We start from the raw sequence: 13,356 nt of genomic DNA, 5'->3' as shown, positions 1-13,356 counted from the left end.
AGGTACAGCAAGCGATCTCCACAAATCACTTGCCTCAAGGTAACTGCGCAGTCACACTCTGCTGGGGGACCCCGGACAGCCGGGGCAGTTGAATACTTGGGGGAACACGGATGGGGACCGTGGTACTGCGGCATGCCCGCTTGATGATTCTTGTGCTGATGATCACCGGACTGCTCGGGCTCCGGCCCGCGGAGGCGGCGGTCCGCGCGGCGACGGTGGATCCGGACGGCTTGGCGGATGCACTGCTCGGCGGCTACATGGTGGTCACGGACAAGGAGGAACCGAAACATCTGGTGACCAGTGCGGAGGCCCTGGACTGGCGGGCCGCGCATCCGGCGGCGACCGCCGACGAGATCAGTGCGCATCTGGCCGCCACCGAGACCGTGATCGACACGAAGGTCGCCGACTATCTCTGGACCCGGAACGCCGCCGAGGCGGTAGGTGCCGCGATCGAGGCGATCCGCAAGGCGCCGGGCGCCGAACCGGCCGGGCCCAACGTCGCGAAACTGATCTACTCGATCGTCGGGACGAACAACCCGTCGCAGTCCGGCAAGGCTCCGGACCGGATCAGCGGGGCGCAGCAACAGATCGCCTGGAACGCGGAGTACTCGACGGCGCAGACGAGTGTCTGGGCAGCCGTCGCGCAGACGGCTCGCGCGGACGCCGCCTTCAACAGCGGCTGGAACGCGACGCTTGGCTCCCCGCTGCACGTCAGCGCGGCGGCGAGCGGAGTCACCCTGGCCGGCACGGATCAGTTGAAGAACACGCTGGACTTCCCGAAGATCCTCGACCAGCAGGGACATCCCGACCAGTACAAGCTGGCGACGACCGAGCAGTTCAGGATCCTGACCGACAAGTTGTACGAGGCCCGCAAACAGGACCTCGGCACCCTCGAGGAGGCGGTCAAGGACAGGCCGGCCGGTACCTCGATGCCGGAGCCCACGCCGGAGCAGCGCGCCGAGGCGAAGAAGGGCGCGGAGGAACGGGAAGCGAGGATCAACGACGCGAAGGCCGGCCTGACCGGACTGGCGTTCCTGGCCGGTGTGGTCGACCAGGACCTCGCCCGGGAGATCAAGTTGTTCGGCGACGGCGCGATCCAGATCGCCCAGGCGGTCGACAAGGTGATCACCTCGGCTCAGCTGGTGAACACCGCGTTCTCGCTCGCCGCGGTCGGCCTGACCGGCAACTTCATCGGCGCGATCAGCACGCTGGTCACGTTGTTCGCCGGTGCCGGCTCGGACGTCAACAAGAAGATCCTGGACGCGATCACGGCGCTCAAGCAGCAGATCGCCGATCTGCAGGTCCATCTGGACAAGCAGTTCGACCGGATCGACCGGAAGCTGAACGGTTTGTACCTCGCGATGATGGGTCAGTTCGCCCGCATCAACGACAACGTCAAGGACGTACAGGAGCAGGCTGGTTCGATCTCGACCAACCTCGCGAACGTCGAGAACCAGCTGCAGGTGCTCGGAGTCTCGTTGATGCGCGCGATCCAGGCGCTGGCCGAAGGCAAGCTCTGGGAGACCACGGACGCGCTGATCGACTACAGCTACTACCGGCCGGGCAGCTCGCTCACCAAGGATCAGTATCTGCAGGGCGAGACCGCGTTCTACACCGCCGGCACGACAACGGCCGCCTCCGACACGTTCGTCGTACCGGAAGACGCGTACTCCGATGTGAACGCGAAGGTCGGTGAGGTGCTGGACCAGTACGGGCCGTACGGATCGATCTCGTTCCTCGGCGCCTACGCGAAGAAGAACCTCGACCCCGGCTTCCAGGAACAGGGACGGGTCGGCAACTCGTCGGTCTGGGAGATGGCCGCGAACGGGTACAGCCTGCTGTCGAGCCAGAACCCGGCCCTGGCCAAGGGCGTCCTCCCGGCCCGTGCCGGCTTCGTCATCACCGCCGGCCGCGACATCCGGGACTACGCCCAGGCGTTCAGCGCGCCCGGGCCTGACGGTACGACGAATCCGCTGTTCGGCCGGCTGCTCGGCAACTACACGGCACAGACCGTGAACCTGGCGAACGCGATCCAGAACCGGGAGTGGAAAGTCCGGGACGGAAAGGAGTACGGGCTGTTCGACGGCCCCGAGCAGTCCGTCCCGACCGACGGACTCGTCAGCCCGCAGAACACGCCGAAGTGCGGCGGAGGTGCGAACCTCCTGACACCGGAGAACGTGAGCGGCAAGGATCTCGCCGCAGCCGAGCAGTTCGCCCGGTACGCGCACCCGCAAGGCCCGAAGTACGACGTCTGCTGGAGCGCGGACTGGATCAACAAGGACGAGCGTTCGCACATCACTGGGCCGTTCCTGATCACAGTGCGCTCCGCGGATCTGCAGGTGAAGTTCACCGAGAGCCTGACCTGGCCGGGCAGCCCCATCAAGGTCGCCCGCACCACGACGAAGGTCGTCGAGGATCACGTCGACTACCAGACCTGCAAGCAGTACTGGCAACAAGGGCCGCAGGAGTGCGGCCCGGTTCTGGAGCCGACGCAGCCGCTGCTCGACAACTGGGAGAAAGGCGACCGTACGACATTCCAGAAGGATGCGGCTGTCGACGTACCCGCCGACGCCGAGGCCGATGCCGTGGCGCGGATGACCGAGTTCCTGAAGGGCAAGCGGATCCAGCACTACCAGGAAGCCGCCGACGCCCTGCGAACGGATCCGGCCGCTTCGGCCGACCTCAACCTGACGGTCAAACTGCTGCGGGCCTACACCCAGCTGGGTTTCCCGCGGGCCCTGGAGACCGACGACACCTTGCGCGCCCTGCTGTTCGGCGATCACTCGATCTACACCGACAATGCGGACGAAGGCTTCACTGTCGCGGCACTGCTCGACGCGGCGGCGAGCAACCTGGCCGCGGGAAAGCCGCCCGAGCAGCAGGATCAGCTGGAGGGTACCGACGCCTGTCAGCGGCTGCCCGGGCTGCAAGGCAAGGATCCGTTCGCGGCCTGCCTCAGTTGGAGCGCCGCCGTACGGCTGAACCGGCTGGCCGGCGTGTATGCCGCGCACTTCAAGTCTCGCTGGCAAGGCGTCGACGAGACGCTGCCGCTCGTCCAGACCGCGATGCGCAATCTGCGGTTGGTCACGGACACCGTCAACCCCGGTTCGGCACCGGGCGCACCGGCCGATGACCTGCCGGTGAGCTCGCCGGCACTCGCGACCTGGTCGCCTGCGACGCCGTCCGCGACGACGCCCGCGCTGGACGACACGCCTGCCGTGGTCACGTTCAAGGGCGTGCAGTTCGCACTGTGGCGCGGCAAGGACGACGGACTGTACCTGTCGTCGACAGCCGACGGAGTGTCCTGGAGTGACGCGGTACAGGTCCTCTCGGGACGTACGACAACGGGCCGCCCGGCGCTTGCCGTACAAGGCGACACGTTGGTTGCGTCGTGGACCGAAGGCGGCGGAGTCTTCACCGCGACGAGTCCCGACGGCGTCAGCTGGTCGGCGCCTGCCCAGGTGACCAACCAGTCCGCCAAGCTCGCAGCAGCCGGCGCGGCAGGACCGGCGCTCAGCACACTGGGCAGCAAGGTGTTCGTTGCCTGGGCCGGCGGATCCGGTGTGTCGATCGCGTCCAGCACAGACGGCCGCACTTGGTCGGCTCCCGTCGCCGCCGGTGACGCACACACCGGAGTCAGCCCGGCGCTGGCGACGTACGCCGGCCGGCTCGTCCTGGTCTGGCAGGAGGCCGGCGTGTTGAAGTCGGCGTCCAGCCCGGACGGCGGTAAATGGGTGCCCGGCGCAACCATTGGCGGCTCCAACGGACCGGCCACGCTGACAGCCGGCGACGAGTTGTACGTCGCCTGGAAGGGGGCTGACGGGTTCCGGGTCTCGGCAACGCCGGACGGTTCCACCTGGACACCGGCGGTCGGGGCTGACGGTTCGGGAGACACCGCGCCGGCGATCAACGCGTTCAACGGCAGGCTGTGGCTCAACTGGGCGGGCGGCGCCGACCGGCTGTGGTCGTCGTACGCGAGCCGGATCCAGCTTCCTCGGATCGCCACCTCGATCGCCTTCGACGGCCGGCCACGGATCACCAACGGTGCGGCGGCCGAACTGCGCGCCAAGCTGGCCGAAACCTCAGTCGGCGCGCTGGCCCGACGCTCCGTGGCCCTGACCCTGGGCACCGGGGCGAACGAGCAGACGTGCTATGCCACGACCGATTTCACCGGCCGGGCACACTGCACGATCGACAAGGTCGACCAGCCGCTGAACGGTCAAGGCACGGTGCCGGTGGCGGCGTCGTACTCCGGTGACCGTGGACACGATCGCGCGGTCGCGCGGGATACGGCGCAGCTCGAGTACGTCACCGGACGGGCGTTCGGGCTGTCGGCGACCGTGAACCTGGCCCTGGTCAAGCTCGACCTACCGCCTGCGCCGGACACCGGGGAAGTACGCACTACCGGGGCCGGGGTGACGGCGCCTGCATGTACGGCCACGGTGTCGGCGATCGTCATCACCGCGAGCGCATTGTGCGCCAAGGTCACGACGGCGACCGGACCGAGCACAGCGACGGCGGTCAGTACGGCGGACAGCGTCCGGATCGGGATCCCCGGTCTCGACGTGATCGAAGTGTCCGGCTTGATCGCGACGTCGACGAGCACCTGCAGCACGGCGACCGGTACGACAGCCTTGACGCTGAAGGTCGCGGGCAAACCGGTAGCCGTGACCGGTGCGCCGAACTCCGGGATAGATCTCGGTGGCACTGCCCGGCTGGTGATCAACGAGCAACTGCCGGTGCAAGGCGCTGACCACGGGCTCACGGTCAACGCCGTTCACCTCACTGCCTTGGGAGGCACGGTGGACGTGATCGTCGGATCGACGACCAGCGCCGCACACAACTGCGGCTGACGAGATCGTTGCCCCCACCGCTACTGGCCGGTGGGGGCAACAGCCGTCAGCTGACGGTGACGATCTTGGTTGGGCTGTAGGTCGTGGCGTGGTCGGCGTCGGCGGGGAACCAGACGCGGTAGGCGATCTTGCCGCGGGCGGCCGGCTTGATGCCGAAGGCGTACTTGCCGGAGCTGCTCAGCTTGACCGATGCGATCGACTTCCAGACCTTGTTCCCGTACTGCTGGAGGTAGACCACCTTGCCTGCGTGCGCCGGGGTCACGTAGCCGCTGAAGGCGGTGGTCTTGCCCAGCCTGATGGCCGTCGGAGACAGCACCGCCGAGATGGCCGGGCGCACCTGGACGGTGAGGTCGGCACTGCGAGTGCCCATCAGGTCGGCATTACCGGGGAACGTCAGCATGTAGACCGACGAGACCGTCGGCTTGGTGGTGACCGCAAGCGTCCCGGTGGACGACGTCTTCAGCGCCGCAAGCAACGTGAACTTCGACGACGTCTTCGGCCGAACGTAGACGTTCACCGGCAGCCCGGCGTACACCTTGTTGTCGATCCGCACCGTACTGCCCTTGATCGTGACCGCCCCGCCGTACGTGATCAACGTCGACGTAGCCGCAATCCCCGACTTCATCCCAAGCAACTGCTTGACGGCAATCGGGCTGTAGTGCCCAGTCCGGTCCACAACCCACCCGGCGTAGGTGTAGGTCGTGTTCTGCGCCAAACCGGTGTTCTTCACCGCGGTCCCGCTGCCCGCGTACACCAAGGTCCCGGTCGTCGGCGTCGGGGCCTTGCTCCCGACATTCCGCCGCACGATCACCTGGTCGAGGTCCGGCGTGGGCGGAATCGTCCACGACAGGTTCGCTGCCAGGTAGGCGCCGCTACCGCTGAACACAGTCAGCTTCTGCGGAGTCAGGTCAACCGTCGAGAACACACTGCTCCACCCTGAGTCGCGGGAGTTGGGGGCGAACGCCCCGAGCGTCACAGTGATCCGGTACGGCGTGGCCTCGGTGAGCGGTGCGTTAGGCGTGATGGTCGCCTTGCGGCTCGTGGCGTCGTACGCGACCGTACTCGGCACGACGGCGCCGGTCTTCCCGTTCTGCAGGAACACCGTGTCCGAGGTGATCCGCGCCGGATCCATGTCGTTGGCGAACGTCACGGTCGGCGTGCTGGTCAACGGAGCACCGACACCGAGATCGGCCGGTGCCACATCCCGGACCGGGTACGAGTACTCCAGCCCGAGTCCCACCGAGCCGCCCTCGCTGACAGTCAGCGTGTACGGCCGCGTGTCGCGGGAGCCGTTGTAGTTGCTGACGGCGATGTACGTGTCACCTGGCTGCACTGCGACGGTGGTCTTCACCGTGAGCGGCCCCCAGCTCGGCGGGTTGGTGTCGGGATACGGCTTGATGTCCCCACCCAGCGCGTAGAGGTTGGAGTCGAGGACTGCGAGCCGCGGACCGAAGTTCGACGTGTACTTGTCTTCGTTGAACTCAGGGCCGGTCAGGCTCACCGTCAGTTTGCGGGCGACGTCCGAACTCACCTTGTACCAGTCGGTCTCGCCCTCGGTGTTGATCGTCGCGCTGACCGATCCCAGTGAGATCGGGGTCGCGCGAGCCGGCTGGTCGTTGCCGTCCGGAGCGTTGACGGGAAAGTCGGGCGCCCACTTGCCGCCCAGGGCCGCGTACGCGTCGACGATGCCGTGACCGTAGTACGGGTCGATGCCACGCGGGCCGGCGTCGCGGGCGAGGCTCTCGACCCGCTGCGCGACCTGGGCGGGCGTGAACGTCGGCCACTTGTTCTTCACCAGCGCCGCGATGCCCGCGACGATCGGCGCGGAGCAGGACGTGCCGGTGCAGTACCAGTACGGCTCGTACCCAGCCGGAGTCAGCGCCCGCGAACCGGTGGTGAGGATGTCCACGCCCGGCGCGGCGACATCCACCCAGTCGCCGTACGAGCTGAAGTCGGTGAGCACGCCGCCTGCGTTGGTCGCGGCGACTGCGATCACCTCCGGGTACGACGCCGGGTACTGCAGCGCACCGTCCCCGTCGTTGCCTGCGGCCACGACCACGGTGACGCCCTTGGCGTACGCGCGAGCGACGGCGTCGTGCAGAACCGGGTTGTCCTCGGGGCCGCCGAGGGACATGTTGATCACCTTGGCACCGTGCGCGACCGCCCAGTCGATGCCCTCGGCGATGTCCGCGTCGGACCCGGAGCCGTCGGAGCCCAGTACCTTGACCGGCATGGCCTTGACGTTCCAGCCGACGCCCGCGACGCCGATGCCGTTGTTCGCGGCGGCAGCGATGATGCCGAGCGTCATGGTGCCGTGGCCGTGGTCGTCGACCGGGTTCGGACGGGTGCTGGAGACCGCGTTGTAGCCGGGGACCAGGTGCCCGACGAGGTCCGGGTGGCCGGCGTCGACACCGGTGTCGAGGACCGCGACGATCTGGCTGCCGGTCGACTTGGACAGGTCCCAGGCCTGCGGGACGCGGACGGTGTTCAGGTACGTCTTCTGGTCGGTCGCGTAGTACTCGTCGTTCGGGACGGCGGAGATGTGGCGCTTGTAGTTCAGCGAGGCCAGCTCGACCGTCGGGTCGGCCTTGACCTTCTTCAGCAGGTCCGGCGCGGGCAGGTCACTGGTCAGCTTCACGACGTTCGAGCTCACCGAGTCGTCGGCCGTCGCGCCGTACCGCGACACCGCGGCCCGCCGGTTCGCGGCGGTCGCCTTCGGCTTGAACTTCACCATCACGGAGTGCGCGTCGTACTCCGCCTTGTGCTTCCCCGCCGCGAACGGCGGCCGGTACGGGCGCGGCTCGGCCGCCGACCCGCTCGACCCGGTGACGACCACCACGCCACCCGCGATCATCGCCGCAGGCATCACCAGCCGCAGCAAACGCTTACTGAACACCACAACTCCCAAGGGCTTCGAAAGGGGCGGAACAGACCGATTCGGTCTGGTCCTAAATCGTTGGAAGACCCCTCGGCGTTACAGCCCCATGATTCCGGCGTGTGCCGGGCGGCGTGGCTGGGGCGGTTGCGGCGCGTCCGTGCGCAGAATGGCTCGGGTGACCAAAGTCTCCCGGTGGGTGCATGCGGTGATCGCGGCGGTCATTCTCGTGTCGCTGGTGATTCAGTTGGTGCTGCTCTTCACCGGTGGCGCGGACGCGAACTCCGGAGACAGCGGCACAGCGGTCGGGCTCGGGACGCGGTTGTGGCGGCTGTTCAGCTTCTTCACGATCCAGAGCAACCTGATCGTGCTCGGGGTCGCGATGGCTCTGGTACTGCGGCCTGCGCGGGACGGCGCGTTCTGGCGGGTGTGCCGGCTCGACTCGCTGCTCGGGATCGTCATCACCGGGCTGGTGTTCGCCATCGTGCTCGCCCCGCAGGTGCACCTGACCGGCGCGGCCCTGGCGGCAACGATCGGTTTCCACTACATCTCCCCGTGGACGACGCTGGCCGCGTGGCTGTTCCTGGGGCCGCGCCCACGCCTGACGTGGCGCGCGGTCGCCTTCGCCTTCATCTGGCCGGTCGCGTGGCTGATCTACATCTTCACGCAGGGCGCCTTCTCCCACTGGTACCCGTACCCGTTCCTGAACGTCACCACAATCGGCCTAGCCACAGCCCTCCGCAACGCCACCTTCGTCCTGATCTTCGGCTTACTACTAGCCGCCGGCCTCAAAACCCTAGACACCAAACTCCCCGCCCGCACGTGAGAACCATCCAAATCGAGCCCTACGACGCGGAGTGGCCCGAACGGTTCACCAACTCGGGACTGCTCTACGCACAGCCCTGGGTGACGTAGCCCCTCGCATCGACCACATCGGCTCCGCGTACCCCTGGAGTCGCTCGGCTACGTCTACCGCGCGGCGTACACCGAAGCCAAAGTCCCCTGGTTCTGGCAAACCATCCAACGAGCCGACACCTGGTCCCAACAATCCGCCCGGGAACCCGCCCCCACCGACGCCTGACAAAGACCGCCGTCACCAGCCGATCCGCGCGCTCAGCCCGGCGGGTTGTTCCCACCGCTGGCGGGTTGTTTCACCGCTGACGGGTTGCAACCCGCCAGCGGTGACATAGGCTGCCACGCAAGACCTCCCCAGCTGCTGAAGACGCAAGAGACAGCCAGCCGCACAGCGACGCCCTTTGCGGTGACCCACCTGCTCTCACGCACCACAAACACCCCCGCGGTCGCGCAGCACGCCACGACGACCTCCTCGGCCGCCGGAGGCGCAAAAGAACAGCCGCCGCGGAGCGGTGTCCTTTGAGGTTCTCCAGCCGTGCTATTCACCACAGCACCTCGCGGCGGCTGCCCCAGCCCGGCAGGACCTTCCCGGCCGCGCCGCAGGCGCCATAGGAACTGCCGCCGCGGAGCGGTGTCCTTTGGGGTTGTTGGAGGGATGTCACAGCTGGTGGATGGGCGGTTGCTGGTGGGGACCGATAGTCTCGGGCGCCATGAGCACCTGCGTCGCCATTGCGGTGATTACCTTCAGGCGACCTGCTCTGTTGCGGGGGTTGTTGACGAGTTTGCAGGCGCAGGAGCTGGGTGCGAACTCGGACTACTCGATCCGGATCGTCGTGGTGGACAACGACGCGGAGGGGTCGGCGGCGCGGGTGCTGGAGGAGTTCGGGGACGGTACGCCGTACCCGATCGAGTCGGTGGTGGAACCGGAGCCGGGGATCCCGTTCGCCCGGGAGCGCTCCGTCGAGCTGTGCTGGAACGACGACGCGCTGATTTTCGTGGACGACGACGAGGTCGCGCCGCCCGGCTGGCTGCAGACCCTCCTCCAGGCGTGGGAGACCACCGGCGCCGACGTGGTGACCGGCCCGGTGAAGGGCAACCTGCCGCAAACAGCACCGCAATGGAACGCGTACAGCGACGTCCACGACTCCACCGGCCGGCACACCACCGGCGAGGAGCTCCGCAAGGCGTACACGAACAACACCCTGGTCAGCCGCCGGGTGTACCACGCCGTCACCCCCGGCTTCCACCCCGCGTTCCGGTATACCGGCTCCAGCGACCTGCACTTCTTCCTGCGCGTGCACCGGGCCGGGTTCCGGATCGTCTGGTGCGAGGAGGCGTGCATCGCCGAGGAGGTCCCGGAGGCGCGGACGACGCTGCGCTGGCTGGTACGCCGGGCCTTCCGCTCCGGCAGCGGCGACACGATCAGCCGGTTGCTGATCCGCCCGGGCGCGGTCAGCTACGTACTCGTCCTGGCCTATGCTTCGGCCCGGGTGATCTCGGCGTTCGGGCTCGCCCTCGCCGGGCTGCTGCTCGGCCGGAAGACGCACCTGCTGAAGGCAGTCCGCCGGTTCTTCTCGGGCGTCGGTAGTCTCGCCGGGATAGTTGGGATCAACCATGACGAGTACCGGGAACGGCACGGTTCGGCCGACGGTGGCGGAGCTGTGCCGGGCGATCTGGACCGTGGAGCGCGACCTGGAGCTGCTGACGTGGCAGATCAGGGGGATGCATCCCTGGCCGATCATCCGGATGCGCGTCTTCCATGAGCTGACCCGCCGCAGCGGCATCCACGGCGCACCCCATCCGGTACGCCGGTCGCCGTACGACAAGGCCGCCCTGGTCGCGAAGCACGTCAGCGGAATCGTCACCCGCAGCCCGTTCCCCGGCCGGTACGACGCCCTGGTCGTCCCGCACCCCAGGAAACCGAACGGTGTCGAGATCTACACCGACGAACTCCGTACGCTTCTCGGCGGCAACGCGCTGATCCTGGACTCCGGGATCAACGGCGTACCGCTGAAAGGCAGCAAGAACCTCGACTTCTTCACGTCGGCGGCCGGCGCGCTGCACCGCCGCACGGTCGACGACCGCGGCATCCAGCAAGCCCTTGAGAAACAGACCGGTGTCCGGGTCCCGATCGGTGCGCTGCTCGCCCGCGAGATACCGAAGCACACAAGGCTGCGGGCGCTCTACCGCGTACTGCTGAAGAAGCACCGGATCAAGACGGTCTACCTGGTCGTCGCGTACTTCCACCAGCACATCGTCGGCGCCGCCCGCGACCTCGGGATCCGGGTGGTCGAACTGCAGCACGGCGCGATCAGCCCGTTCCACCTCGGCTACAGCTACCCGGGCCGCCCGGTGGTCGCGGATCAGCCGGACGAGCTGTGGTGCTTCGGTTCGTACTGGACCGACGTCGCGGACCTCCCCGCAGGCATGCGCACCGAGGTGATGGGCGCCCCGTTCCTGCCGAAGCCCGGGCTCAAGAAGAAGCATGCCGTGTTCCTCTCCCAAGGCACGATCGGTGCCGAGCTGATCCGGACCGCGGCCGCGGTCGCCCAGCAACACCCCGACCTCGAGGTCCTGTACCGCCTGCACCCGAGTGAACGCCGTGAGGACTACACGATCCCCGAGACCGTCCAGCTCTCCACAGGCGGCAGCACGCTCGACCTGCTCGCGACCGCGACGTACCAGGTCGGTGTGTCCACCACAGCGCTCTTCGAAGGCATGGCTCTCGGCTGCCGTACGGCTGTAGCTGACCTACCCGGCCACGAGTACTTGGAGCCCGCTATCGCCAAGGGCCACGCCCTACTGATGCAGGACCCCGCCCAGCTCACTCAGGCACCGCTCTGCGACGACCCGAGCAGCTACTACGCACCCAGCGACCTCTCACGGCTCACGGCCCAGCAGCCCTAGTAGGCGGTCCTGTAGCGGGGCATCCGCTGGTACGGGTACCTCGGGGCCGTACACCTCGACCGCACCTGGCGTGCGGTACTTCGCCATCAGCTCCGGCGGGACCGCGACCGCGGTCGCCCAGAGCCGTTCGACGTCGAGCGGGTCCATCAGCTCGTCCTGGCCGGTCGCGCGGGCCAGGTCCCAGCCGTGCAGCACGAGGTCGTCGGAGACCACCTCGTCGATGTGCCGCTCGGTCGTCATCGGGCCGGCCGGCGTGTCGGTCTCGGTCAGCGCGGCCACCGGGTCGTCGAGTACGTCCTCGATCGCGGCCCGCGCCTCCTGGAACGCGGTCAGCGGGTCGTCCGAGGGCTCTAGCTTGCGCGCGACCGGCGTCAGCATCACGCCGTGCATCGTGACGACATGCTCGACCACGTCCCGCGCCGTCCACTTGGCGCACGGTGACTGGTTCCCCCACTGGTCCGCCCGGACCGCCGCGACCTTCCGCTCGAAGGCCTCGGCCCGCCGGCGGTACCGCTCCGCGATCTCGCCCATGCAGGCATCGTGCCGAACTGTCCATGGGGCCGTCTAGCGTCCGGGGCATGCGGATGGTGGAGCTCGGGCGGACAGGTTTGAAGGTCAGCGAGCTCGGGCTGGGGCTGGCCTCGCTCGGGGGGATGTTCGCGGCGGTTCCGCAGGAGCAGGCGGTGGCGACGATCGACCGGGCCTGGGAGTTGGGCGTACGGCTGTTCGACACCGCGCCGGTGTACGGGTACGGCCTGTCCGAGCAGCGGGCCGGGCTGGCCTTGCGCGGGCGGCCGCGGGACGAGTTCGTACTGGGTACGAAGGTCGGCCGGCTGATCGAGCCGGGCGGGCGGGATCCGCAGCCGATCTGGGCGGAGCCGCCGCCCGGGATCGGGCCGCGGCTCGACTACTCCTACGCCGGTACGATCCGCTCGTTCGAGGCGAGCCTGGAGCGGATGGGGATCGACCGGGTCGACGTACTGCACGTCCACGACCCCGAGCTGGGCGCGTCGGCCGAGACGTTCCGCGCGTTGTACGAGCTGCGCGGGCGCGGTACGGTCCGGGCGATCTCGCTCGGCGTCAACCACGCCGACGTCGCCGCGCGGTTCCTCCGTGAGACCGACGGCGGCCCGGACCTGATCCTGCTCGCCGGGCGGTACACCCTGCTCGACCAGTCCGGTGCGGACGAGCTGCTGCCGTTGTGCGAGAAGTACGGCGTCGCGGTGCTGGCGGCCGGGGTGTTCCAGGGCGGCGTACTCACCGAAACGGCACACGGCACGCCGCCTGGGTACGCGCGGGTTCCACCGGAGGTGCTGCGGCGGATCGACGTACTGCGTGAGCTCTGCCGGGCGTACGACGTACCGCTGCCGGCCGCCGCGCTGCAGTTCCCGCTGACGCACCCCGCCGTACCGGCCGTCCTCGTAGGCGCGCGCAGCCCACAGGAGATCGCGGACGCGGCGGCGTGGCATTCACAGCAGATCCCAAAAGCGTTCTGGACCGCATTAAGGTCAGCGCTATGAGGTACATGCTGCTGCACAAGACCAACGACAACCTGGAGGCCGGCATCCCGCCGGATCCGGAGATGCTGGAGCGCGCGGACGCGGTGCTCGAGGAGATGCGCCAGGCCGGGGTGCTGGTGCTCGGCGAGGGGCTGATGCCGAGCTCCCGCGGCGCGCGCGTGACGTTCCCGGTGCCGGGTCAGCCGCGGGTGATCGACGGACCGTTCGCGGAGACCAAGGAACTGGTCGCGGGCGTCTCGATCATCCGCGTCGACTCGAAGGAGGAAGCGGTCCGCTGGGCCCTCCGCTTCGCCGAGGCCGACCCCTACACCCCGATCGACATCCTCGAAATCGCCGACTAGCGCTC

8 protein-coding genes are annotated in these 13,356 nt (G+C 68.2%); 6 read left to right on the top strand and 2 right to left on the bottom strand.

All coding sequences use genetic code 11. The features are described 5' to 3' along the window. Nucleotides 1-110 precede the first annotated feature (110 nt). A complete protein-coding gene (locus tag ACFYRU_RS14360; RefSeq protein WP_387657656.1) occupies nucleotides 111-4,853 on the top strand; it encodes a choice-of-anchor P family protein in 4,743 nt (1,580 codons plus the stop codon). 46 nt (nucleotides 4,854-4,899) lie between these two features. Here the strand turns inward: ACFYRU_RS14360 and ACFYRU_RS14355 are convergent, their stop codons facing one another. Next, nucleotides 4,900-7,749 carry a S8 family serine peptidase gene (locus ACFYRU_RS14355; RefSeq protein WP_387657653.1) on the bottom strand — a complete coding sequence of 950 codons (2,850 nt, stop codon included), beginning with the start codon at nucleotides 7,747-7,749 and terminating at the stop codon, nucleotides 4,900-4,902. A gap of 157 nt (nucleotides 7,750-7,906) precedes the next feature. Here ACFYRU_RS14355 and ACFYRU_RS14350 point away from each other — a divergent pair, with 157 nt between their 5' ends. The 3 genes from ACFYRU_RS14350 to ACFYRU_RS14340 all read left to right on the top strand — a co-directional run bounded on the left by ACFYRU_RS14350 (nucleotide 7,907) and on the right by ACFYRU_RS14340 (nucleotide 11,490). After that, nucleotides 7,907-8,554: a Pr6Pr family membrane protein gene (locus ACFYRU_RS14350; RefSeq protein WP_387657651.1), complete on the top strand. Its 648-nt coding sequence runs from the start codon at nucleotides 7,907-7,909 to the stop codon at nucleotides 8,552-8,554. A 739-nt stretch (nucleotides 8,555-9,293) separates the two neighbouring features. Beyond that, a complete protein-coding gene (locus ACFYRU_RS14345) occupies nucleotides 9,294-10,346 on the top strand; it encodes a glycosyltransferase family 2 protein (RefSeq protein WP_387657648.1) in 1,053 nt (350 codons plus the stop codon). Then, nucleotides 10,306-11,490, top strand: a complete 1,185-nt coding sequence (locus tag ACFYRU_RS14340; RefSeq protein WP_387658131.1) for a hypothetical protein — start codon at nucleotides 10,306-10,308, stop codon at nucleotides 11,488-11,490. The genes ACFYRU_RS14345 and ACFYRU_RS14340 overlap by 41 nt, the downstream gene beginning before the upstream one ends. On the opposite strand, the gene ACFYRU_RS14335 is transcribed toward ACFYRU_RS14340, so the two are convergent. Next, nucleotides 11,464-12,021, bottom strand: coding sequence for a TIGR03086 family metal-binding protein (locus ACFYRU_RS14335; RefSeq protein ID WP_387657646.1), 558 nt, complete (start codon nucleotides 12,019-12,021; stop codon nucleotides 11,464-11,466). The two genes, ACFYRU_RS14340 and ACFYRU_RS14335, sit on opposite strands and share 27 nt — an antisense overlap. A gap of 47 nt (nucleotides 12,022-12,068) precedes the next feature. Between ACFYRU_RS14335 and ACFYRU_RS14330 the strand changes: the two genes are divergently transcribed. Both ACFYRU_RS14330 and ACFYRU_RS14325 read left to right on the top strand, forming a co-directional pair. Continuing rightward, nucleotides 12,069-13,010, top strand: coding sequence for an aldo/keto reductase (locus tag ACFYRU_RS14330; RefSeq protein ID WP_387657644.1), 942 nt, complete (start codon nucleotides 12,069-12,071; stop codon nucleotides 13,008-13,010). Further along, nucleotides 13,007-13,351 (top strand): YciI family protein, encoded by a 345-nt coding sequence (locus ACFYRU_RS14325; RefSeq protein WP_387657642.1) that lies wholly within the window; start codon nucleotides 13,007-13,009, stop codon nucleotides 13,349-13,351. Before ACFYRU_RS14330 ends, ACFYRU_RS14325 begins: the two co-directional genes overlap by 4 nt. Nucleotides 13,352-13,356 lie beyond the last annotated feature (5 nt).

Source organism: Kribbella sp. NPDC004536, from assembly GCF_042873835.1.
Classification (GTDB): Bacteria; Actinomycetota; Actinomycetes; order Propionibacteriales; family Kribbellaceae; genus Kribbella.
The sequence above is the reverse complement of the archived record's forward strand: the minus strand, read 5'-3'. Positions and strand labels throughout refer to the sequence as shown.